The sequence below is a fragment of the Nostoc sp. C057 genome (genome assembly GCF_013393925.1).
Taxonomy (GTDB): Bacteria; Cyanobacteriota; Cyanobacteriia; order Cyanobacteriales; family Nostocaceae; genus Nostoc; species Nostoc muscorum_A.
Genome location: NZ_CP040281.1, coordinates 3,654,265 through 3,678,355 on the forward strand (window position 1 = coordinate 3,654,265; position 24,091 = coordinate 3,678,355).

Below are 24,091 nucleotides of genomic sequence, written 5' to 3' on the forward strand. Positions count from 1 at the left end.
AGGTAAAAATAATTATGGCTGGGAAAAGAGATACATCCAAAGACGGGTTGGGTAACAAACTTCAAACATTAGTTTTAACAAACTTTAAGCCTATTTGGAAACTTCTCCAAAGTAACAAATCTATTGCACGTAAAGTTAATAAAACTCTGCTTAACAGTCTCATCTATAAAATTCCGACTCGTCCTAATCCTTATAGTATGATGACTTTAGATGAGCATATTCCTGATACTAACATTCCTAAGAAAACTGATACTTATACTTCCTGGGAATCACTCAACGATCGCACTTATACAGGAAGGCATCTACCACCCGATCCCAAGTTAAACGCTGAGGGTAATCTACCCAAAGTTGAAGACCTAGCTATTTTATTCCGTAAAAGAGACGGTAAAACTATTTATTCTGGCAAATCAACCATGCTGTTTCCCTATTGGGTGCAGTGGTTTACAGATAGCTTTCTTCGCCTTAATCACTACAATAAACTAAAAAATACTTCCAACCACGAAATTGATTTGTGTAATGTTTATGGTTTAACCAGAAAACAAACACATCTTTTAAGAAGTTTTCAGGGAGGTAAATTAAAGACTCAGAAACTCAAACGCCAAGATGGTGTAGAAGAAGAATATCCTTTGTTTTATTATGCCGATCCAGCGCAGGATAAAATTAAACCTGAATTTGAAGGTCTTTATGAACCTTTGAATGATGAAAAAAGACAGTCTGTAGATAAAAAGCAATATATGTTTGCAATGGGAGTAGAACGAGCAAACGTACAAATTGGCTATGTAATGCTCAACACTCTATGTCTCCGTGAACATAATCGTCTTTGTGATGAATTAGCACGCAATTATCCAGATTGGGATGATGAACGCCTTTTCCAAACATCGAGAAATATTCTCATGGCGATTATTTTAAAAATCATTATGGAAGAGTACATTAACCACATCACTCCTTATCACTTTAAATTGTTTGCCGACCCAGAAGCTTTTACAAAGGAAAGTTGGCATCGTCCCAACTATATGGCAATTGAGTTTGACTTTGTTTATCGCTGGCATAGTGCGATTCCAGAAACATTTAACTATAACGGTAAACCAACTCATATTGCTGCATCCCTCTGGAACAATAAGATGTTTATTGACCAAGGTTTAGGGGCATTGATGGAGGAAACTTGCTCTCAACCAGGTACAAAAATTGGTTTATTTAACACCCCTGATATATTGGTGGAGTTAACCGAGCTACCTTCAATCAGACTGGGAAGGCAGCTGCAATTGGCAAGCTATAATGATTATCGGGAATTATGCGGTTTTCCCAGAGTGACAAGATTTGAGCAAGTTACTGGCAATGAATTTGCTCAACAAAAACTCAAAGAATTATATGGTCATGTTGATAATATTGAGTTCTTTGTGGGGCTTTACGCCGAAGATGGGCGCGAGAATTCAACTATCCCTGCTTTAGTAGCACGCTTAATTGGGATTGATGCCTTTTCTCAGGCGCTAACCAATCCTTTACTATCACCTAATATCTTCAATAAAGAAACTTTTTCTCCTGTGGGTTGGGAAATTCTTCAGAATACCAACACAGTCTCAGATTTAGTGAATCGTAATGTTCCTCCATCAGGTAAGAAGTACAAAGTTACTTTTGACCTTTAAGAGATTGTAAGATTCTACATCAGCTTTGAGTGCGATCGCTTTCATAAACCAGCGATCGCCAAATTATTAAATCTACCTGTAAAAAAAATGAAACTTTTTACTGAATATCCAGAAAAAGACGAACTCAAATATTGCGATCTCATGAGTGAGTTAGTCAAAAAGAACATGGAAAATCTTTATGGAGGTAAGAAGAAAAAAACTGCAAAAAGAGATACCCATTCTAAAACCCATGCTGCTGTTCAAGGAACTCTAGAAATTTTTGACTTTGATGAAGCCGCAATTAAGAAGGAATTGAGCAAACGCACCTCATTATCTGAAGCTGAACTTTCTGCCATTTCTCTCAAACAAGGTTTATTTGCCACACCGAAACAATATCCAGTTTGGTTACGATTTGCCAATGGTGCGTTTTCAGTAAAAAATGACTATGAAGGAGATACGCGCTCCATGGCCGTAAAAGTGATCGGCGTAGAAGGAGAACGACTATCGCAAAGTCACGAGTTAAAAACTCAAGATATTATTACCCACAATACCGAATTCTTTTTTGTTAGAACCATCAAAGACTTCCACAGCTTTTTTTTGACGGTTTATCGAGCAGGGCTGTTTCCGCTTTTTAAGCTGTTGGTGCTTTTTTGGCTAAAGTTGCATCCCTACGAATCCACTCTTTTACAAACTAGTTTCAAACGTTTTCCCAAGAGTTTACTTAAAGAACGCTATTGGAGTGCTTCAGCATTTTCTGTGGGACTCAAATCTGGTTTTGATCCATCTCAACCAGGTCGAGTTCCTGTAGAATATCCAGCTGTGATTAAATATGGATTTACTCCGGTTTCGAGTCAAATACCTCATCAACAACTTCCTGTTGAGTCAAGGTCAGAAAGTGAGCTTAAGCTTGCTAAAGCATCACGTTCAGAGGACAACTACTACCGAGAAGATATTATTCAAGCTTTAGCAAAGTCTGATGCTGAGTACTACTGGGACTTTCAAATTCAATTTCAAACCAGCCCAGAAATGTCTATTGATGATACAACCATTGTTTGGAATGAAGAGGAATCACCTTTTTTTACAGTTGGTCGCCTAACAATTAAGCATCAAAGGGTTAATTCTCCCCAAGAAAATGACTTTGGAGAAAATCTCAGTTTTTCTCCTGGGAATGGTCTAGCAGTGCATCGTCCTGTCGGTGCAATCAATCGCTTACGCAGCATTGTTTATCCTATTGTTGCTAATGACCGTCATCAAAAACGAGGGGTTAAATACCAGGAACCAACTGTCTGAGTTTTCACAGGAATTATTAACTATAAGAATCCTTGCTCACATACTTTATTTTTTGTCATTTCCTACAGTTGATCTAGCGATCGCCCACACTTGTGACTCAAGTGTGGGCGATTCATTCTACAAAGAATTAACTAAACAACAGCAGATACTTGCTGCTTAAAGAAAGCTTGCAAAACTCTTTCTGCTATTTGATGACTAGTTAAACCTAGTTCTGTTTTAGATTCATTGGGTTCAGCATGATCTACTAACACATCTGGTACACCGAATCGCTTGACGGGAACTAGAATATCTGCATCCATTAAAGCTTCTGCGATCGCAGAACCAAAGCCACCCATCACACACCCTTCTTCTAAGGTGATGACACGGCCGATTTTCTTAGCTAAAGGCAAAATCAACTCGGTATCCAAAGGCTTAACGAAACGGGCATTGATCACAGTTGCCTCAATCCCATGTTCGCTGAGAATTTCGGCAGCTTGCATCCCTGGATAAACCATTGTGCCATAAGCAACGATTAACACGTCATCGCCAGTGCGGAGAATTTCGCCTTTGCCGATTTCCAAAGGTTCCCAACCTTCCTCCATCAGGGGAACGCCGTAGCCATTGCCACGAGGGTAGCGCATAGCGATGGGGCCACTGGTATGGTCAACACCAGTTACTACCATGCGTTGCAGTTCTGCTTCATCTTTGGGTGCCATGATGACGATATTGGGGATGCAACGCAGATAAGCGATGTCATACATACCTTGGTGGGTGGGGCCATCAGATCCAACAATTCCTGCCCTATCTAAGCAGAAGAATACTGGCAGGTTTTGGATGCAGACATCGTGAATTATCTGGTCATAAGCGCGTTGCAGGAAAGTAGAATAAATGGCGGCTACGGGGCGCATTCCTTGAGTTGCAAGCCCTGCTGCTAAAGTGATTGCATGTTGTTCAGCAATGCCGACATCAACATATTGATTGGGCAGTTTGGCTTGAAGTTTATCTAAGCCTGTTCCCGTTGCCATAGCCGCAGTAATCCCAACGATTTTGGGGTTTTGTTCGGCAAGTTTCACTAGAGTGTGAGAAAAGACTTTAGCATAAGCTGGGGGTTTGGGTTTATTAGAAGGAATAGCTTTGCCAGTTGCAACGTTAAAGGGGCTTTGGGCGTGGTAGCCAACTTGGTCTAGTTCAGCAATTTCATAGCCTTTGCCTTTAACTGTTGCCACATGTACTAAAACAGGGCCTTGTATCTGATGTGCCTGTTGGAAGGTGGCAATCAATTCTTCAAGATTATGCCCATCTACTGGCCCAATGTAGGTAAAACCGAGTTCTTCAAACACTGCCCCTACCTTGGGAACAGCCAAACGTTTCATACCTTCTTTGATGCGTGCGAGTTCGGGAGACAGAGATTCACCCACGAAGGGAATTTGCTTAAATTGTTCCTCAAGATTATCTTTGATAAATTGCACCGGCTGGCTGAGGCGCATTTTGTTCAGATAGCGGGGAATCGCGCCGACATTGCGAGATATGGACATGTCGTTGTCGTTGAGAACAACCAACAGGTTAGTTTTCGGCATGTGTCCCGCATGGTTAATGGCTTCTAATGCCATACCTCCAGTCAGTGCCCCATCCCCAATAACAGCGACGGCTTTAAATTTTTCGCCTTTCAAGTCTCGCGCTAAAGCCATACCTAATGCTGCTGAAATACTTGTAGAAGCATGTCCAGCCCCAAAGTGATCAAATTTGTTTTCACAGAGTTTGAGATAACCTGCAACTCCGTCCTTTTGTCTGAGGGTGTGGAAGCGATCGTAACGTCCTGTAAGAAGTTTGTGGGGATAAGCTTGGTGTCCTACATCCCAAATCACTTTATCCCGATCTAAATCCAGTGTCTGGTAAAGTCCTAGTGTTAATTCTACAACACCCAACCCTGGCCCCAAGTGTCCACCATTAACTGCTACGGTTTGGAGATGCTTATCTCGAATCTGACGGGCAATCTGTTGCAGTTGGCGAACAGATAAACCGTGCAACTGATTAGGATGGGTGATTTCGCTCAGGTGCATATTATAGTGTTTTCCTCTCTAATTTCACTTTTTCAGTATTTTGATTTTCCCACGGTCGGGTTGTCCACATAATCACACTCTTACATTGTTACTAAGTTGTAGTGGAAAGTATAACTTCGTAATTAATAATGGTAGAAAATTTGTTAACCATTAACAAATTGTCAAAATTAGGTTGTAATTACATAAAGTCACAGCACATTTGTCAATAAGTAATACCACTTAAATAGATTGTGTAGCTTGTATAGAAAGTCAACATTTAAAAAGCATCTTGCGGAAATTCCTTAACTTGTTCGCTTGCTTTTGCCTTTTTAAGCGATTAAAGAAGAAAGTTAAATATCTTGTTTCCAGATATACGATCAGTCTAATTGCTAGCAATTATTTAACAATTATTTTTTCTCTTGTTCAGTGATATAGTAATCCGCGTGGCGTAGCCATACTTACTTGCGTGGGCAGGCAATAGGTAAAGAAGGCTTTTTAAGTTGTACGGAGTTTTTTCAAAAATCAAATATGAGTTCTATAGCAGCTAGTTTTATCTGCGATCGCTAGTTCATCTAGGTGCAACAAATATGTATTTAAAAATACTTAACTATTTTAAATACATTCAGTATTTACTCAACAACAAGATCCCCGATTTCTCAAAGAAATCGGGGATCTAAGCCTTTTGATTTGAACGAAATCAAATTAGATTGCTATTTACCAAAAGCATCCTTGATATTATCAACAGTACGCTCAACAACATTCTTTGTGTTGTCTACTGCTTCTTTAGTCCGAGATGCATCTTCGTTTGCTCTTTTCTGAATTGTAGCCGCATCTCTCTTGGCTTTGCGTTCAGCAAAACTGCCACCGTCTGTTGCTTGGTCAACTTTACTGGCATTACTCTTGGCAGCATCCTTAACTTTATCTGCCGTATCGTCGATAAAATTTTTGGCTCGTCCAGCATCTTTACTGGTTTTTTCTTGAACTTTATCGCCTGCGTCTTTTGATGCGATCAAGGTTGCAGTTGGTTCAGCCATTGCTGAGGTGTTCGAGAAAAATGCACCTTGCCAAACGAAAGCGATCGCTAACATACAAAACAGTGTGGTAGCCATCCAGCGTTTTACGGTGGAAAGCTGTTTTGTAAAATAATTCGATTTCATACAATACAATCTCATGTGATTTAGTATACTAAATCTACTTTATTTAGCTGATTCACCATATCGATCCCTAGATAGAAGTTCTTACATCATTAGTTATGAAAAGAATTCACTATTTTGATAGATTGAATTTTTAGGAAAGATTTTTTTGCTGCAAATCAAAAACAGATTTTAGATATGGACGGGCGATACCTACGGTGAGCTATGCTAACGCACTTGGGTAAAAGTTAGCGATCGCAATTACAGTCTAAGGAGTTCTAAAAAAGCAAGCATCACGCTGACATCAATTGCTGGAGGCGCTGTGGTTCCTCTCCTAGCCAATCTGGATTTTGGGCAGTGCTATCAAAAATTGATGAAGTTTTGAAAGGCTCAAACTCGCCACGCGATCCTGCTTCTGCTGTTTTTGCTAAGAGCGATTGCACTTGCTCGTCGTTCATTGGCTGGAAAGTCCGCACTGCTTCAAAAGCTTGCTCTAGAATCTCCATACTGTCAATTCCGGTAATCACAACCGATGTGGGCAGATTCAAAGCATAGTGTAAACACTCAATTGGCGTTACAGTATTTGACCGTAAAAGAATACCGTTTGCCATGCTTTTCATTCCCAGAACGCCAATGTTGTGTTTAACCAGTTCTGGCACAACCAGCTTCGCAAAGCTCCGGTAGTGGGCATCCATTACATTGAGCGGCATTTGCACTGTATCAAATTTAAACCCGTAGGTGGCTGCAACTTCTAGCGTATGTAAATGAACATGGGGATCTTTGTGTCCAGTGAAACCAATGTATCGGAGTTTGCCGGCTTTTTTTGCCTCAATCAAAGCAGCATTTGCCCCTTCTTCGTCAAAAACTCGATGCGGGTCTTCGTACCGAATAATTTCGTGGTGCTGAACGAGATCGATGCAATCCACTTGCAGGCGTTGAAGTGATTCGTCTAGCTGTCTTGCTGCTTCTTTTTTAGAGCGACCATCGATTTTCGTCATCAGGAAAACTTTATCGCGGTAGCGATCGCGCAGCGCTTTTCCCATGCGAATCTCGCTGACTCCACCGTTGTAATCCCAACTGTTATCCATAAAGGTGATGCCGCGATCGATCGCTGTTCTCACTATTCGGATACCCAGTTGCTCATCAACGTGTTTCAAGCCGATGTGCCAACCACCCAATCCAATCGCAGAAACTTTCTCTCCTGTACTGCCGAGAACTCGATATAACATTTCTGAATTTGGCGTAGTTCCTGACATGTGTTCTCCAAGTGTTTCAGCTGTTACTTAAGTACATATAACTGTGTGCCAATTCAAACGCAAGGGAAAATTGACAATATCTTGCTGAAGATACACTTTTTGACATATTAGGAAAATATTGAAGAAGCCAAAATATCGATGGCAATTTGGGATGTGTGAGGTATGGATAGGGCTTACGCAAAACTACACGCAGTATAGGCAATTCATAAATTGCCCATACCGGAAAATCAAGGTTTGGGTTATGCCATGAAAACTCAAAATTGTAGTTTTGGGCTTTTATCGAACAGAATTCAGGAGTCAGGAGTCAGAATGGGCTAAACGCCCCGCTACCGCTAACAGAATGAATTCTGTGCGAGTGGCGGATAGCGCAGCGTAAAGCCTTCTCTACGAGAGGCTGCGCCAACGGCATGGCTTCGCTTAAAGCGAGTCCACGAGCGTCTGAATAGCCGGGTTTTAGACCCCCACTAAATCTACGATTTGGTGGTCTTTAATCAGTCGCGGGTCTGAATCCCCGACTGATTTATTCTGACTCCTGAATTCTGACTTCTGAATTCTTCTTCAAGTTTGCATTTCCCAACAATTAGAAACTGCTTGGCGTTAAGGAGACGGAACCGCTACTCGATTACCGGGAACAATCTGTGGCTGATACGAAAACACTTCTCGGCTACGGGGATTTACGGTTACTTTCACCCAATTCACATCGTTGGTGCCGTTCGCCGCATTGTCGCCAAATGTCTCGACACGAGTAAAGTTCTCGATGCGTCTGCCTTGAGCATCTAGAAGTGGCTTGTCAATACGGTAGTAGTGTGAGTCACCATCCACGTAGGCAATCGGTTTACGGAAAGCGATCGCTTCATCGCGGAACGCTAATAAAAAGTCCTTGAAGCCATCAGGCTGTCCATCGGTCTCGGTGAGCGTTTTCGGATCGCGCAAAGGCGCTCTGGTTCCGTCGGTCAGATCCCACCCTGGATTGCCTTGGGAGATAAACATGACCGCAGCCGAATTGCGTCTCTTTGCCACTTGAAAAGTTTCTCTCATCCATGCAATATTAGCTGTGTTTCGCGCTTCGTACTCTTGCGGGTCAGGCGCAGTGTCACACAGGTTGTTGCACGAACCCTGGATATTGAGTGTTGCATAAGTAACCCTACCAACCGTCCATCGGCGGTTCTCCACACAGGGTACTGCACCGGTTGCACCAAGACACAGTGGTGTTGTCTGCACCTCCTGAACTAGCCGCCGCTGCCCAAGGGAAAATTTATTGCCGAAGAATACCTGACGCTGGTAGTCGAGGCGTTCGCGTGAGTTAAATCCACCGTTTGAGGGGCGATCGCAATCAGTCCAATCATTGTCGCCTGGGGTAAAGGCTGCTGGTGCCTTCAGGGAGTTGAAGTAGCCGAGCGCCTGAGTGTAGAGTTCATTACTGCATGTGGTTGGCGTGACCGAGCCGGGCGTAGAGTTGCCTGCCTTCAGGTCGCCATCATGGACAGTGAAGGCCAGGTTTTGGGCGTTCATATCAGCAATGAGGTTCGGGACTCCCGTTGTCGCCTGGAGATCCGAGTAGGGCATATCGCCCCAAAGTCCGATAGCGTATGTCTCGTTCTCACCTTCGTACTCGTACTCCTTCTCGTTGGCAGTTGCCAAACCGATTGCGGAACTTGCTAGGAACGGCACAGTCAGCGCCAGTAAGCATATTTTACGCAGCAAACGCGCAGTGGTGACGCGTTGAAACACTGAGTAACCAACCTTTGTCATCATCTCTATCCTTGATTATTCTTTGGGATCGTGAGCGCATTTTGGAGAATTAGCTCCTTGCCCACGCCCTTTCGGTGAGAAATTTAGATTACCGGATTGTCGATGACGGATAGGTTATGGATGGGTTAATAGTTCGTTTATTTACAGTAATTTCACGGCTATTTTACTTGTTTGTGTAGCCGTGAATTATATAGTCCCTGACTGTGCTGTGCTGCTATATTTATTTACCGCTATAAAAAAAGGCAATTTCTTTTTCTTTTAGAGGTGCGAAACCAGCATCTACAAGTAATTGCTCAAGTTCTGCTTGGGGAATATGTTTTGCACCAATTCGCACAATACGCGATCGCATAGTATTAGATACGCCACTGCGCTGTCTATTGCCTTCTAGCGCCATGACTTTACCATAAAGTTCTAATTTGGCAGGCGGAATGGGAGAACCATCAAAATCAATTCCCTGTGCGATCGCTTCATCAATAGCATCAGCACCCGTGGTAGTTTGATTCCCTGGGTTAGTTTCGGTAGGCATAGTGATTTGATTTGCTCTTCTTTGCTATGGGTAGATTTTACCAGCCTTGCTGACACCTTTCTCCTGCTGAGGGTTAATTGCAATTGTCTGAATCAAAAAACCTCTCCCTGGTTCAATACTTTTCGGTTAAGGGGAAAAGGGTTTGAATTTACCTTTACCCAACCCCAGTAACCTTTCCCCAGATCAAAAGAGAGATTGTTGAGTTTATCCAAAAAGTATTGCTCCCTGGTTTTACTAGGCAAAACCTTCCCTCTCCGATTCGGAGAGGGAAGACTTAAACTTTAGTTCAAGGCAGGGAGAGGTTCGTCTAACTCACGTTTAACAGATTAATCACGAGCTTGTCGCGTCACCAAACCCCCAACAAACGCCCCTAAAATAGTTCCTGTCCATAATCCTGTTGTGCTACCTTGCCATATTGCTCCTGGTGTCATCCAAGCGTTGCACATCACCTGGAAACCCCAAGATTGGTTTTGACACTTTTGCCTATGCAGCATTATGGTGATTTGCCCACTAGTGTAAGCACCAAAAAAACCTGATGATAGCGCCAAAAAAGTGCAAATGAAAATTCTATTTTTTGTCATTTGTCATTTGTCATTTGTCATTTGTCATTTGTCATTGGGCATGGGCAAGAGGACTTGGGAACAAGGAGAATTGGGGACAAGGGGAAAGACTTGTTTCAAGTTCTCACCTCTTGTCCCCTTGTCCCCCTGCTTCCCCTGCCTCCTCATCCCCAATTCCCCATTCGCAATCAACCCGTATTTCTCATCCCGGCTGCAATCCCATTAATAGTTAACAATGCACCTCGCAGTAATTCGCCTTTGCTGTAACGAGAATGGATGACTCCAGAAGTGGCATTAGTATTCATAGACTGGCGTAGGCGCTTGAGCAGGGAAACTTGGATAAATCCCAAGGGGACAATTGTGCCATTGCGTAACTGCACAGATCGTTGCAAGACAGGATCGCCATCTAACAGTTGATTGTGATCAGTGATTTTTAACACCAAATCTCTTGTGAGATAGAACTCGCTGGCAATTTGGTCAAAAACCTTGGCAAAACGAAGTTTATCTTCTGGTTTTGACAATTCCTGAACGTAGTGATGTGCCATTTGCATATCTACTTTCGCCAAAGTCATCTCGGCTTTAGAAATCACCATCTTGAAAAAGGGCCACTTAACGTAAAAGTAGCGCATTAATTTCAAGTGTTCTTCTGGTTCTGCGTTCAAAAACTCTTGTAACGCTGTGCCAACACCGTACCAGGAAGGAAGCAAAAAGCGGGTTTGCGTCCAGCTAAATACCCAAGGAATAGCTCTTAGACTGCTTAAATCTTTCTTACCAGATGGGCGACGGGCTGGACGAGAACTAATTTGTAGCTGGCTAATTTCTTCAATGGGGGTTACTTGGTGGAAAAAGTCAACAAAATCAGGCTGTTCGTAAATTAAAGCCCGATAATGCTGCCGCGATCGCGCTGCTAATTCTTCCATAATCTCATTCCAGGGTTCAATATCATCAAACCCTGTTCGCAGTAGGCTAGCTTGAATCACAGCAGTGGTGATGGTTTCCATGTGGTACAAAGCCAAGTCCAACAAGGAGTATTTGGAAGCCAAAACTTCTCCTTGTTCGGTAATCTTGATTCGCCCATTAATACTATGACCTGGTTGAGCTAAAATCGCCTCGTAAGCAGGGCCACCTCCCCGCCCTACAGAACCGCCGCGTCCGTGGAAAATCCGCAAATTTATATCGTAGCCTTCTGCTATTTGTTGCAGTGATTTTTGGGCTTTATGAATTTCCCAATTGCTGCTTAAAAAACCAGAGTCTTTGTTGCTGTCAGAATACCCCAGCATCACTTCTTGCAAGTTAGGGGTGAGGGGGGAGTGGGAGGAGGGAGAGGTAGGGGGGGCAAGGGAGGATGAATTTTCATCGGTTTCTTCTGCTTTTGCCTGTTCGTAGCCGCCGGCTAGCAAAGCGCGATATAACGGGAGTTCAAACAGTTTCCGCATAACGCTTCTGGAGCGTTGTAAGTCTTCTACTGTTTCAAATAAGGGGACAACTTGAATGGTTCCCACGGCTATGGCGGGGTCAAAAAGTCTGGCTTCTTTGGCTAACAGTAATACTTCTAGCACGTCGCTCACGTCGCGGCACATGCTGATAATGTAAGTTTGGCAGATATTTAGACCAAATTCTTGTTGCAGCGATCGCACGACGCGAAAGGTTTCAATTACATCGTTAGTTTTTTCAGAAAATGGCAATTCTGCTGGAATTAATGGCCGGCGGGTTTGCAGTTCTCCTGTGAGCCAAGCAACTTTTTGCTCTTCAGATAGTTCGTTGTAAGGTTGAGGTAATATTTGCAGGTATTGTAGAATCTCATCCAGCGCATCAGCATGGCGGGATGATTCTTGACGGATATCTAGCTGTGTCAAGTTAAAACCAAAAATTTCTACCTGACAGATGAGATTTTCTAAATCTCGACAGCTTAAACCTGTTTCTGTCAAGTTACGCTGAATCATCCGCAGTTCTGCTAAAAAATCGTCTCCCGAACGATACAGGGGACTATCTTGATTTTTTGGCGTTTCCCGATTGTACAAAGCTAGATTGCGATCGCGAGTATTTTCTAGCCGTTTCAGTACATAAGCGAGTTTCAGCCGATAGGGTTCTTGCCGATAACGCAGCGCCAGTGCATCATATACCTCACTCAACTGGGACTGATCTAACTCTAGAGATTCCAGCAAATCTGGTAAGACATCACTCCAGTGCATCGACACACTCAACAATTCAATCAGATTTTTCACTGACTGAATATATCTCCCCAGCACCATTTTGCGCTGATAGCAAGCTGTTTGCCAGGTGATTTCTGGTGTAACTGATGGGTTCCCATCTCTATCTGAGCCGACCCAAGAGCCAAAAGAACAAAAGTTTTTACTTGGTGGTTCTAGCCAAGGAAAGGTATTGGATAGTGTATGTTTGAAACGTTTATAAAGTTGAGGAATGCCATCAAATAAAACTTCTTGGAAGTAGTGTAGGGCATAATCTACTTCATCTAGCACAGTGGGTTTGAACTGGTGAAGTTCGTCCGTGCGCCACCAGAGGCGAATTTCCTCGAGCAATTGTTCGCGGACATCTGCTGCTTCCCAAGCATATCCGCCACCTGTACCACCAGCATGGTTTTCTAAGGTATCCAGTTTTTGTAAGAGTTGTACCACCTGTCGCTGCTTATCTCGGATGGTATGACGAACAATTTCCGTCGGGTGTGCTGTGAAAACTAAGCGCACATCCAGATGAGCAATGAGACGTTGAATCTGCTGGGGTGGTACATTCTGTTTGAATAAATAGGGAAACAAAGCAGCGAAAGTCCCTTTTGGTTTGACTTGCGCTTTTTCTAGATAATTCTTTGCCAGCAATTCTGCTGCTATTCCCTTGCTAACAGGCGCATCATCTTCTCTTTGATTGGACGAGTAATTGACATTAGATGCTCTTTCTGCGTCTGTAGGCTCTGTTTCTGCCTCATAGCGGCTCAATTGCTGCCTTTGCTCGTATTCCTGCTCTATGATGTTAATCAGCTGAAAATACAGAGCGAAAGCACGAGCCGCGCGGATTGCTTCGTTGATATTTAGTTGTTCAATTAATTTGACGGCTGAGGATGCTTGGTCATTTGTTGCCTGTCCTTCTGGCGAACACAAATCGCGCAACTGCCGCAACAAGTCTACCATGTTTTGACCGCATTCTTGCCGGAGAACAGACTCCCACAATTCTTCCACTACCTGGAGACGATGACGCAAAAATAATTCCGACACCGGGTATATATCCGCAGTTTGAGACGAAGAGTATAAAAGGGAACCCATATTCTCTATCTTGTAAAGCTAATAACTGTTTACGCTTCTAGGTTTTCTACTGAATGCTCATCGGGTTATTCCTGAGCAAATAATTATTCGGTGTATATTTTCTAAGTTTGATTAGTTTCGCGCTCCTCTGGGAAGTCAAGAATGGGTAGGCGATCGCCTCGAAACAATTCTTCACTGGCTTCCCCTATGCTTTCTAGTGCCCTTACGGTGGTTTTTCCGGTAATGAGCAGCAGTAATATAGACGCTGTACCTATTTGTAAAAGGAACGATTGGGGAATGGTAAATAAATCGAGATGGGATGGCGGGTTAGTTGAGGGTTCTTGGTTGGCAGGAGGCATTGCTAATTTTTGGTTATGGGAATTGATTTAGGAGTCATTTGTCATTGGTCATTGGTAAGGGCTTTAAACCTATTTACGTTTCGTAATATACTTGGTTTTTTTGCGCCAACTTACTTAGGAATTAGGATGAATCCAACAATCGAGGGATGGAGTTGAAATGAGATAAGCTTGTTGGTTATTTCACCTATTAGGGGCGTTAGCGCCATGAAACGCAAGTCTAGCTTTAAAGGACAAGTCATTAGCCAGTCATATAGAATTATTCTGACTCCTGGCTTCTGTACAGACGCGAAATCGTGTCTCTCTTGTACAAACGCGATTAATCGCGTTTCTCCTAACTTCTGATTTATGACTCCCTATTAGTAAAATAAACGCAAAACTCAATATTAGTCAGACTTACAACCTGTACAAGACTATCTTGGCCGATTTTGTAAGCTACGAAGGTAACAAAATTGTTAAAAAAAAACGTCAGAGTGTGATAGACCTATGGTTCTAGTTTACAAGTGCAGGCACTATCCCCCAACCATCGCTTCCTGTAAAGTTAACTTCCCATGAAAACAGTATTACCAGATCGCCAGCAATCCTTAGTGCAATGGGTGAGCCAAGCCACAGGGATTAACACTTTCGGGGTGAAAGTCCGGTTACGGGGAAATGACCTTCATATTCTTTGTGAAGGTACTGAATGTCCGCAGCGTTGGCGTACTTTGTCTGATTTGCTGCAAGCATTACAGCAAACAAACTTAGATATTCTCACAAGCAGCGAACAAACCTCAATATATCAAGTATTTGTCTATGGCCGAAGAAAAGGGGAACAGCGCCCCAAATGGTGCCATCGGGTTTACTTAAATCAAATAGATAAGCATCTTGAGCAAGTGGAGCAAGCCTTGCTAGCAGATGCGGAAAAATCAAAACAGTCGGGTGGGGCGCTAATTGTCTCTAACGAAAGTTTGGCACGCCAAGGGAACCCAGAGGCGATCGCTAGATATCTCAGCGAAACTCTGAGTACGTTAGGTGTATCGGTACAGGCAAAGATTAAGCCATATCAGCCAAAGAACTCTCAGCCGGAAGAAAACCGCCTGTGGATATTTTGCCAGTCAAGCTATAGCCCTGATGCCTCATTGCTTGCAGAACCCATAGCAGAGAAGTTGCGTTATCTCAAGCTTTCTGGCTACCAAGATGCCGTAATTGTTTCTCAGGTGAGCGGCGAAACTGCCCCTGATTGGTTGCTGCGTGTCGATTTGACACCATCAGAGGTAATGCTCAAAGAATGGGCGCGTTGGGGTGATATCCAAGCGATCGCTCGGCTATTAACTGAGGTATTGTCAGGATTAAAAGTTGCTGTCCAAGCTTCTCTGAAAGAATCAACTCTACACATCTTTTGTACGCCAGCTTTTGATCCTTTAGGAACTGCGCCAATCCCAGACAAAGCAGTGTGCTTAGAGGCGATTGTACCCCAGTTAGAAGCGATCGCACCTCAAGGCATTCTCGCCGCCACCATCTACGGGCAAAAAGCAGGCGACAAGCAACCCACTTGGATTGATTGGCTAGCTTTACCCGCCACAACCTATCCCGCCTTTGCCACATCACCGCTAGATTTGGCTAATACTGGCGATGAACCAGCCATCACATTTTTACTGGAGCGTTTACTCAATCCTGACCTAGATTGGCGTTTATTGACAGGTGGAATTCGTGTCCTCTTACTGAACAAAAATGATTTACTGCACATTATGTGTGATGCACCTGTTTGTCCAGGTCGTCAACAAGTAGCAAGTAAAATTACGCAGTTTATCCGCCATTTGAAAATTCCCGGTATTATGGGGATACGTATATACGGTCGCCGGGCTGGGAATAAAGAACCTTTTTGGCACTATGGCGTTGATCTTGAACATCGCCAACGTTTAGTACCAGAAGCAACACCAGAATTTGCTGCCACTTCTAAATACGTTGATGATTTGATACCCTCTGAGACTAGTGAACCAATTTTGCGCCCAGACTTAACAACAGAAGAAGTTCAAAGTTTTGTAACAGAAGTAGCGCGAGATTGGATAGCAACGGCGAGTGCAACCGCGAAAAAGTTCCTGTTAAAAAGCCAGCTATTTACCGAAAGCCACCAGTTAGCAGAAGAAAATCCTGACGATCAAGGACTTAAGATTGCTCTAGTTTGGGGAACATTGGGATTATTACTCACTCTCCAAACTGATTGGGTATTGGGTCGAATTACTGCACAAACTAAACCGAGTTTGCCAAAAGTTGCCAGTGTTTTACCTTCATCATCTGGACAAAAGGCATCTTTAACATCTGAAAAAACTCAGAGTGAAAAAACGGTATTTTTTAGCAGCAGTTCTAAAACAAAATCTCCTGCAAATCAGAGTTCTGTATTTAATGCTTCTGAGTTTACTCAAAGTGATGATACTTCGACAAAGAATTTGGCAGCCGCACCACTGAAAGAAAAAGCAACCGCAACAGCTATTCTTTTAGCAGCGCGATCGCAAATGCCAAGTTTCAATGTCAGGCAGTTAGATGAGCAGCTAGCACTGTATAAACAGCGTTTAGCGAGAACTGGTACACCGCCCGATGTGTTGATTATTGGCTCCTCCCGCGCCCTCAGAGGAGTAGATCCAGCAGAACTCTCTAAAGCTTTAGCGACTCAGGGCTATCCCAATATTGACGTGTTTAACTTTGGGATCAACGGTGCTACGGCACAAGTTGTAGACTTTGTGCTTCGTCACGTACTGGAACCATCAGAACTGCCTAAAATAATTCTCTGGGCGGATGGGGCCCGTGCTTTCAATGGTGGACGCGAAGACATTACCTTTAAATCCATCGCTGCATCAGCTGGTTATAAGCAAGCATTACAAAAGAACCCAAAAATCGCAAATAGCAGCGAATCGCCCGAAAATCAGGAAAGTTCGCCAGAAGAGAAGGTAAAAGAAGAAAAACAGGAGATTAGCACATATCAAGCTGTCAATGATTCGTTAAATCAGGGTCTAGCATCTCTTTCTGCTAGCTATCAAAACCGCGACCAAATTAAAGGCTTATTGCAAAAACAATTGCTTATATTTGGTAGTAATCAGACAGTTGCATCACAAAAACAGCTAACAGATGGAACTTCAGATGAGAGTATTTCCCAGCAAGCAGTTGATTTTGATGGCTTTCTACCTTTGTCTATTCGCTTCAATCCTGCTAGATACTATCAAAAACATTCTAGAGTTACCGGAAATTACGACAACGACTATAAATCTTTCCAAGTAGAAGGACAGCAAGATGCTGCTCTTCAAGAAGTGCTTCAGTTTACCCAGTCTCAGAAAATTTCCTTAGTGTTTGTCAATATGCCTCTCACGGCAGATTATTTAGATCCAGTGCGTAGACAATATGAGCAACAATTTCAGCAATATATGTTGCGTCTAGCTACTAATCCCAACTTTATTTATCGGGATCTGAGCCAAAAGTGGCCCAAAGCACATGACTACTTCTCCGATCCCAGCCACCTCAACCGCTTTGGAGCATACGAAGTCTCCAAAAAGCTGGCTAATGACCCGATGATTCCTTGGCCAGTGAAGTAGGGAGCAGGGGAATGGGGAGTGGAGGATGAGGGGCAGGGGAGGCAGGGGAAGAAGAACTATTTAATGACAAATGACAAATAGCAAATGACTAAAAAATGAACTTCATATCAATTTTCTATGGTCTTTTCTTGTTGAGTGTTTTAGGAATTTACTGGTCTTTAGCACAACAGAAATTACGATTATGGACGCTGCTAATTGCTAGTTTGGTTTTCTACGCATCTTTGCATATCCAGTACATACCATTGCTATTAGCATTGACATTTATCAATTTTCGTTTGGGGCTAGAGATTGGGAAAAATACATCACCAGGAAAACATTCTCTTGACTGGCAAATTTCTAATGAAGAGTGGCAATTTGCCCAAGGTGATTGGAACCGTCGTCGTCTAAAAGTTTTGTGGCTGGGTATAGCTCTAAATGTCTTACTATTATTAGCTTTTAAGTATCTAACCCCTCTATTTAAGTTTGTTTTCAATATCCAAACAAACTCACCAGATAGCTCTTTTAAATTGATTGCACCTTTGGGAATTTCATTTTTCACCTTTGAGTGTATTGCCTATTTAATAGATGTCTATCGTGGTGCGCCTGCTACCGATCAGTTTCTTAAGTTTGCTACTTATAAATTATTCTTCGCCAAACTGATTTCCGGCCCGATTACGCGATACCACAACTTAGCAAATCAATTCAATACGCTAGACTTTCCCAGTGCCGATAGAGTAGCAGAGGCGCTGTGGTTAATTGCTAGAGGTGCAGTCAAAAAAGGTATTTTTGCAGATCACCTGGGAATTTTTGTCGATTTATGTTTTGGTAACTTACAACGAGCCGGTAGTACCGATCTCTGGTTAGCAACATTCGCCTACGGTTTGCAGTTATATCTAGATTTCAACGGTTACGTAGATATTGCCCGTGGGAGTGCCTTACTTTTCGGCTTGGTTCTACCTGAAAATTTTGACTTTCCCTACTTCAGCACCAGTATTGGAGAATTTTGGCGGCGCTGGCATATCACTCTCGGAGATTGGCTACGTAACTATGTCTACTTTCCTTTGGGTGGCTCGCGTCGGGGTTTAGTCCGCACCTGCTGGAATTTATTTACTGTGATGCTAATCGCTGGTATCTGGCACGGTGCTGCTTTGGGTTATGTAGTTTGGGGCATATTCCACGGGTTAGCCTTGGTGGTTCATCGACTTACAGATGCTATGAGCGATCGCTTTGAAAATCTAGAGCAATTCTGGCAAAATCCTCTAGGTATCTTCGTCGCTTGGTTTTTGACCCAACTGATGGTTTTTACCTCTTGGATTTGGTTCCGTCTACCGAATATCGCAGACTCTTCTTTAGTAATTCGACACCTTTGGCGTTATCCTGCTGATGCCCAGTTTGCTCAAAAGGTCTATGTAGATGCTTTAAATATTAGCCAATACCAACTCACTTGGGTGCTGCTAACTTTGGCTGCTCTGATGGCTTTAGTCTATGCCTTTAACCGAATGCTGAAGTTAGAGTTTAACTGGCCCATTAAGCTTGTCTTTGTCCCTCTATGTTTCTACGCTGTTTGGTTATTAGCTCCTGAAGGCAGTTTGCCCTATATCTACTTTGATTTTTAAGTTTCTAGAAACAATGAACTGCAACATAAGACAATTTACAACTTATTATTTCGTTACAATTTATCCTGGCTATTTGTAACGGAATGTAAAGAGAATAAACTAGGCGATCGGTTTAATTTTGCAATAGCTTAGAAAGCTTTAATCGCTTACTTTTATCACTATTATTTATAGTAGAAAAACTTTACATTTCGACGATCTTGTTAAAGAATTCTATTACAGAATATTAAGCCAAAGATCGCGTCCAAGTAATTTCATGTAGACTGTAATTCAACAGGCAAAACAAAATCTGCTTGTTCCATTTTTAACAAAAAATAGCACTTATAAAACAATGACCACAACCTTACAACGGCGCTCTGGCGCTAACGTTTGGGATCGCTTTTGCGAGTGGATTACCAGCACCGACAACCGTATATATGTTGGTTGGTTTGGTGTACTGATGATCCCAACCCTACTAGCAGCTACTGCTTGCTTTGTAATTGCCTTCATCGCAGCACCTCCAGTAGACATTGATGGTATCCGTGAACCAGTCGCAGGTTCTTTGATCTACGGAAACAACATCATCTCTGGTGCAGTTGTTCCTTCTTCAAACGCTATCGGCTTGCACTTCTACCCAATCTGGGAAGCTGCTTCCTTAGATGAGTGGTTGTACAACGGTGGTCCTTACCAATTGGTAGTTTTCCACTTCTTGATCGGTTGCGCTTGCTACCTGGGTCGTCAGTGGGAACTTTCTTACCGCTTAGGTATGCGTCCTTGGATCTGCGTAGCTTACAGCGCACCTTTGGCTTCTGCTACCGCAGTATTCTTGATCTACCCAATCGGTCAAGGTTCTTTCTCAGATGGTATGCCTTTGGGTATCTCTGGAACCTTCAACTTCATGATTGTGTTCCAAGCAGAACACAACATCTTGATGCACCCCTTCCACATGTTAGGTGTGGCTGGTGTATTCGGCGGTTCCTTGTTCTCTGCAATGCACGGTTCTCTAGTAACTTCTTCCTTGGTGCGTGAAACCACCGAAACCGAGTCTCTTAACTACGGTTACAAATTCGGTCAAGAAGAAGAAACCTACAACATCGTTGCAGCCCACGGTTACTTCGGTCGTTTGATCTTCCAATACGCTTCCTTCAACAACAGCCGTTCACTGCACTTCTTCTTAGCAGCTTGGCCCGTCGTCGGTATCTGGTTCACCGCTTTGGGTATCAGCACGATGGCGTTCAACCTGAACGGTTTCAACTTCAACCAATCAATCATTGACTCTCAAGGTCGCGTTATCAGCACCTGGGCAGACGTAATCAACCGCGCTAACTTGGGTATGGAAGTAATGCACGAGCGTAACGCTCACAACTTCCCCCTAGACTTAGCTGCTGGTGAAATTACTCCTGTAGCAATGACTGCTCCTGCTATCAACGGTTAATTCTGAAGATTAGCTAAATAAAAAGCGCTCTCCATCAATGGGGGGCGCTTTTTTGTTGGAACTATATTTAATTGATTTAATCAACAGATGGGTAGCAAATTTTTCAGCCAAACATCATCAGTAGCGCGATAATAGATATAGAGATCAAAATACTTTATATGTCCTTTTCCCCCTCCGCCTGTTGTATTGTCGTCCTCAACCAACAACAGGAGCAAAATATCTCCCACCAGAACCAGTGTAAGGATGTAAAAGTTAACCACAGCAAAAGTATGGTTAAAAATTGCACTGTAGTTGAAAATGGTCGGGTCGTCGTTAAAGCCTTACAATCCTCAGACAATCAGAATTCCGAGTAAGTTTCAGGCATTTAAAGCATTTCATCTAAAGGTGAAACATCGTGAAAGCGGTTGTAATCAATGTAGCGATGTCCATCAGGTGCGTGGTAGAAGATATCGGCAAATTGATTATTCCACAAAATTTCATTAGCAGCATAAGTATGACGGGCATGGACTACCTGTGCAACCGTTTCATCAATGCCACTCAAAGAGACAATCAAGATAGTATTTGTCTGGATTAAGGATTCTGCTGTCATCCCATATAGAGGACTAAACTCATCAATGACATGCATCACTGACCAGCTTAAGGTGAAGCTAGGTGTTTGGTTCCTTAAGAGTTTGAGATCGTAGAACCGACGCATAAATTGCCCTTCTAGAGTTATTTCGTCGCGCATTAAGTAGACTCGCATCTGCGCCTCTAGAATCATATTGCGACGCTGATTAGCGGTGCGAAATATGAGAGTTGGCATTGCATCATGAGGTGTAATTACAGCAACACGACTAAAAAGCACCCTAGCTGTAGGTCGGGAAAATCGAGCAAAGGCTAGCCCCGTCATCACGGCAATTCCCACCAAACCGATCATTGCTTCAATGGTGACAATAATGTTGGCGTAAGTTGTTTTGGGATACATCGCCCCATAGCCAATGGATGCTAGGGTTTGCACGCTGAAGAAAAAGACATCTAAAAAAGAGCCTGGCCGGGCGTTGGCAATACAATCTCCTCCTATCAAGTAAGCTAGGGCAAATAGAGCATTGATAGTTATATAGAAAGTACAAATCAGCAGTAGAAAGCCAGCCCAGGGAATCGTTAACAGCAAATGGTAGGGATCGCGCCAGTAAGAATGCCATACACCCATACCCATAATCTCAAATTTTCCGTCTCGAACTTGAATCTGAATAGGTAAAATCAGACGCTGTTGTTTCTTCCGTGAAAGTCTCTTCAGTCGAAATTTCATTGCAAGTAGCCAATAGAACGGCAACTGCTTAGTATTTTGACATTCTCTGAGGTGAAGTGATTAAATCAGCAAAAAAATAGGATGAGCAATGCCCATCCTACTAATTTATCTGCTAGAAACTTATTTTTACAGCTTGGGTGATTGATCTTTCGAACAGCGATCAAACCACTCCTGGTATTTATTCTTGTGTGACTCATCTTCAACAGCAATGGTAACACGCACCCGATTACAGCCGTGATTTTGCTCTAGTGCGATCGCATTCAACAATAAACTAGCAGTTTTCGGCGAGTTAAATTCACCGCTTATTGTTAAACCGCTTTCAAAATATGTACCTTCGAGTCTTTCTACTCCGGTCAAGCCAACATTAGCAATTTCCTCTTGGCCTAAATCAATTTCTGCGAGTTGTTTGTGTTCTGGGCTAATTTGTTCCACAATCAGCTTTTCACGCCGGACAGGAACTTGGATCATCTGGGTTTCGATGACTTTGCGAACAATCACCTCACCAACTTTTCGCTTACTGCTTTCAACAACTAGTCGTTCTTCTAGTAGACGAATAATTTGTTCTTCGCTGACCTCCTCTAAATCCACTGGCTCAACTGCGCTATTTTGAGTTTGATTGTTAACCAATTGCTCAGTTGGGTTGTCTAGGCGTAGCCCCTCGTAGACATCGCCGATTTTTTCTGCTTCTGAATATTCAGGCATATATTCGATTTCTGATTTGTTGAAGTCTATGAAAACAGATTTAGTCGGCTTGTCAATTTTTTTTATTCTCTGGCTCTGCAATCGAAAAAAAGAAGGATGTTTATCGACTAACTGCTCGCCATATTCTAGAGTTTGTTGATTGACCTGGTTTGATATAACTAGGTTTAGCCGCCTATTAGTATCCACAATTAAATCATGAACTACTCCTACTAGCTGACCTTGGTTATCGAACACAGCAAAATTCTTCACCCTCTTTTTCAAATCTGCTATTGAGGTGTTAGTGCCAGAATTACCATTTGCCTGTCCAATGTTTTTTGTCATCGGTTGGCTATTCATAATATGCAAAGTTTATGAACTGCTTTTTACTTAGCTAAATTAAATGTATTGCTCATTTTAAGCTATTGGAAGCACAGGTAAAGCTAATTTAACAGCTTTACCTGTACTGTGTCGAATTAATTATTAGCCATTAGCGATTAACTAATGACTATATTTGGTTAGTGTTCTTCGATGGGAAGATTACCAGAATTCACATCTAGCTCTTCACGACGCACAGTTTCTTGCGTTTCAACTGTGTCTTGATCTACCACCTTTCTAACTCTGACTTCTTCACGCAAAAATGCTTCTTTACGAACATCAGGAGTTTCTTCGTGAATTTCTAGACGAGCAACTTCGCCTTCACGGAAATTTGCTTCGCGTCCAGAAACGGCAGTACCTGCATCTGCTGGAGTTACACGTTCAATCACAACTCGCTCTCTTTCTACTGGCACTGCAACCCGTGCTGTATCAGTTTCAACACGCTTGCCAATGGATACTTCTCCAGTTTTTTGGCGATGTTTACTGGCAATCAGCCGTTCTTCATACAATCTCAGAGTTTGATGATCTTGCTCATTTAACCCAAATAAAGAAGGCTCATGTTCGTAATTGTAGCTATCACGATTATAAATTGGTGTAGTCGTCGCTGGTTGATAGGTTGTATCTACAGGTATTGATGCTTCTACAGGTGCTGATGCATCTAAAGTATTGGTGGAATTTGCTGGTTGACGATATACGCCACGCACCCGTTCTTCGTAATCGTAATCAAGCGCTTGACGTTCATTAAACTCAGGTAAATCTTCTGCTTGCTCTCTAGTCAAGCCAATTGTGTAGACACGATCAACGTTATAGTCGATACGGGCACGACCAATTGGTAGTAATACTTTTTTACCAAAAATCCAGAAGCCTAAGTCAACAACTAGATAGCGAAAATGACCTTCTTCGTCAACTAAAACATCGCTGACAGTGCCAATTTTTTCATCAGTTCCTTGTGTATAAACCCCAAGTCCGCTAATATCGTGGCCTTCAAATGCATCACGATAGTTAGGCTCAAAATCTTCTAATTTGTAAAGTACCATTATTATTTAACCTCAATATTTTTCTTTTCAATTCATAGCAATTATGATAAAAATTTCTTTACTTCTTTACATCCTTCTGTCGAATGAATTATTTCAATAGTTAAATAACCAAAAGTTATAGTTATTTTTCTTGATGGCAGATAAAAGCAGTCCTAAATGAATGATAATTTAAAATTTATATCCCCAACTTTTTAAAGAAGTCGGGGATATAAACACCACGAATTTTCACCAAACAAATTTAAGAAATTAGGAATTTTGGTTGTAATTAAAATACTGTAGAGATGGTAAATTGACCTGGGCTTCTCTACGAGACGTTATCGGAAATGCTTCGCTACGCTAACATCCCCCGTCTCTACAACTTTTAAAAAATCCAA

Annotated in this window: 16 protein-coding genes; 5 read left to right on the forward strand and 11 right to left on the reverse strand. The window is 42.6% G+C overall.

All coding sequences use genetic code 11. The features are described 5' to 3' along the window. The first annotated feature begins 14 nt into the window (after positions 1-14). Both FD724_RS15810 and FD724_RS15815 read left to right on the forward strand, forming a co-directional pair. Entirely contained in the window at positions 15-1,643 is a 1,629-nt protein-coding gene (locus FD724_RS15810) for a peroxidase family protein (protein WP_179073278.1), read from the forward strand. An 87-nt stretch (positions 1,644-1,730) separates the two neighbouring features. Then, positions 1,731-2,912 (forward strand): catalase, encoded by a 1,182-nt coding sequence (locus tag FD724_RS15815; protein ID WP_179073279.1) that lies wholly within the window; start codon positions 1,731-1,733, stop codon positions 2,910-2,912. Positions 2,913-3,043: 131 nt separating this feature from the next. Here FD724_RS15815 and dxs read toward each other — a convergent pair whose 3' ends face one another. The 8 genes from dxs to FD724_RS15855 form a co-directional block, all read right to left on the reverse strand. Further along, entirely contained in the window at positions 3,044-4,951 is a 1,908-nt protein-coding gene (gene dxs, locus FD724_RS15820) for a 1-deoxy-D-xylulose-5-phosphate synthase (RefSeq protein ID WP_114080455.1), read from the reverse strand. A 689-nt stretch (positions 4,952-5,640) separates the two neighbouring features. After that, complete coding sequence (locus FD724_RS15825) at positions 5,641-6,087, reverse strand: hypothetical protein (RefSeq protein WP_114080456.1); 447 nt, start codon at positions 6,085-6,087, stop codon at positions 5,641-5,643. 269 nt (positions 6,088-6,356) lie between these two features. Further along, positions 6,357-7,319 carry an aldo/keto reductase gene (locus FD724_RS15830; RefSeq protein ID WP_179073280.1) on the reverse strand — a complete coding sequence of 321 codons (963 nt, stop codon included), beginning with the start codon at positions 7,317-7,319 and terminating at the stop codon, positions 6,357-6,359. A 597-nt stretch (positions 7,320-7,916) separates the two neighbouring features. Continuing rightward, positions 7,917-9,074: a hypothetical protein gene (locus FD724_RS15835; RefSeq protein ID WP_179073281.1), complete on the reverse strand. Its 1,158-nt coding sequence runs from the start codon at positions 9,072-9,074 to the stop codon at positions 7,917-7,919. 217 nt (positions 9,075-9,291) lie between these two features. Further along, a complete protein-coding gene (locus tag FD724_RS15840; RefSeq protein WP_179073282.1) occupies positions 9,292-9,597 on the reverse strand; it encodes a DUF4090 family protein in 306 nt (101 codons plus the stop codon). A gap of 326 nt (positions 9,598-9,923) precedes the next feature. Further along, on the reverse strand, positions 9,924-10,178 hold the full coding sequence (locus FD724_RS15845) for a hypothetical protein (RefSeq protein ID WP_114080459.1): 255 nt from the start codon (positions 10,176-10,178) through the stop codon (positions 9,924-9,926). A gap of 167 nt (positions 10,179-10,345) precedes the next feature. Then, positions 10,346-13,432, reverse strand: coding sequence for a phosphoenolpyruvate carboxylase (gene ppc, locus FD724_RS15850; RefSeq protein WP_179073283.1), 3,087 nt, complete (start codon positions 13,430-13,432; stop codon positions 10,346-10,348). A 101-nt stretch (positions 13,433-13,533) separates the two neighbouring features. Further along, entirely contained in the window at positions 13,534-13,770 is a 237-nt protein-coding gene (locus FD724_RS15855) for a hypothetical protein (protein WP_163933134.1), read from the reverse strand. Between the two features lie 548 nt (positions 13,771-14,318). On the opposite strand from FD724_RS15855, the gene FD724_RS15860 reads away from it, so the two are divergent. The 3 genes from FD724_RS15860 (at position 14,319) to psbA (ending at position 20,336) form a co-directional block, all read left to right on the forward strand. After that, positions 14,319-17,330: a DUF1574 family protein gene (locus FD724_RS15860; protein WP_179073284.1), complete on the forward strand. Its 3,012-nt coding sequence runs from the start codon at positions 14,319-14,321 to the stop codon at positions 17,328-17,330. 95 nt (positions 17,331-17,425) lie between these two features. Beyond that, entirely contained in the window at positions 17,426-18,925 is a 1,500-nt protein-coding gene (locus FD724_RS15865; RefSeq protein ID WP_114080463.1) for an MBOAT family protein, read from the forward strand. A 328-nt stretch (positions 18,926-19,253) separates the two neighbouring features. Continuing rightward, on the forward strand, positions 19,254-20,336 hold the full coding sequence (gene psbA / locus FD724_RS15870) for a photosystem II q(b) protein (protein WP_012411708.1): 1,083 nt from the start codon (positions 19,254-19,256) through the stop codon (positions 20,334-20,336). A 364-nt stretch (positions 20,337-20,700) separates the two neighbouring features. Here psbA and FD724_RS15875 read toward each other — a convergent pair whose 3' ends face one another. From FD724_RS15875 to FD724_RS15885, 3 genes are all read right to left on the reverse strand, one after another. Beyond that, positions 20,701-21,624, reverse strand: coding sequence for an ion channel (locus FD724_RS15875; protein WP_179073285.1), 924 nt, complete (start codon positions 21,622-21,624; stop codon positions 20,701-20,703). 126 nt (positions 21,625-21,750) lie between these two features. After that, positions 21,751-22,647, reverse strand: coding sequence for a YsnF/AvaK domain-containing protein (locus FD724_RS15880; protein ID WP_242060728.1), 897 nt, complete (start codon positions 22,645-22,647; stop codon positions 21,751-21,753). Positions 22,648-22,820: 173 nt separating this feature from the next. Continuing rightward, complete coding sequence (locus tag FD724_RS15885; RefSeq protein ID WP_179073287.1) at positions 22,821-23,717, reverse strand: DUF2382 domain-containing protein; 897 nt, start codon at positions 23,715-23,717, stop codon at positions 22,821-22,823. Positions 23,718-24,091: the final 374 nt, after the last annotated feature.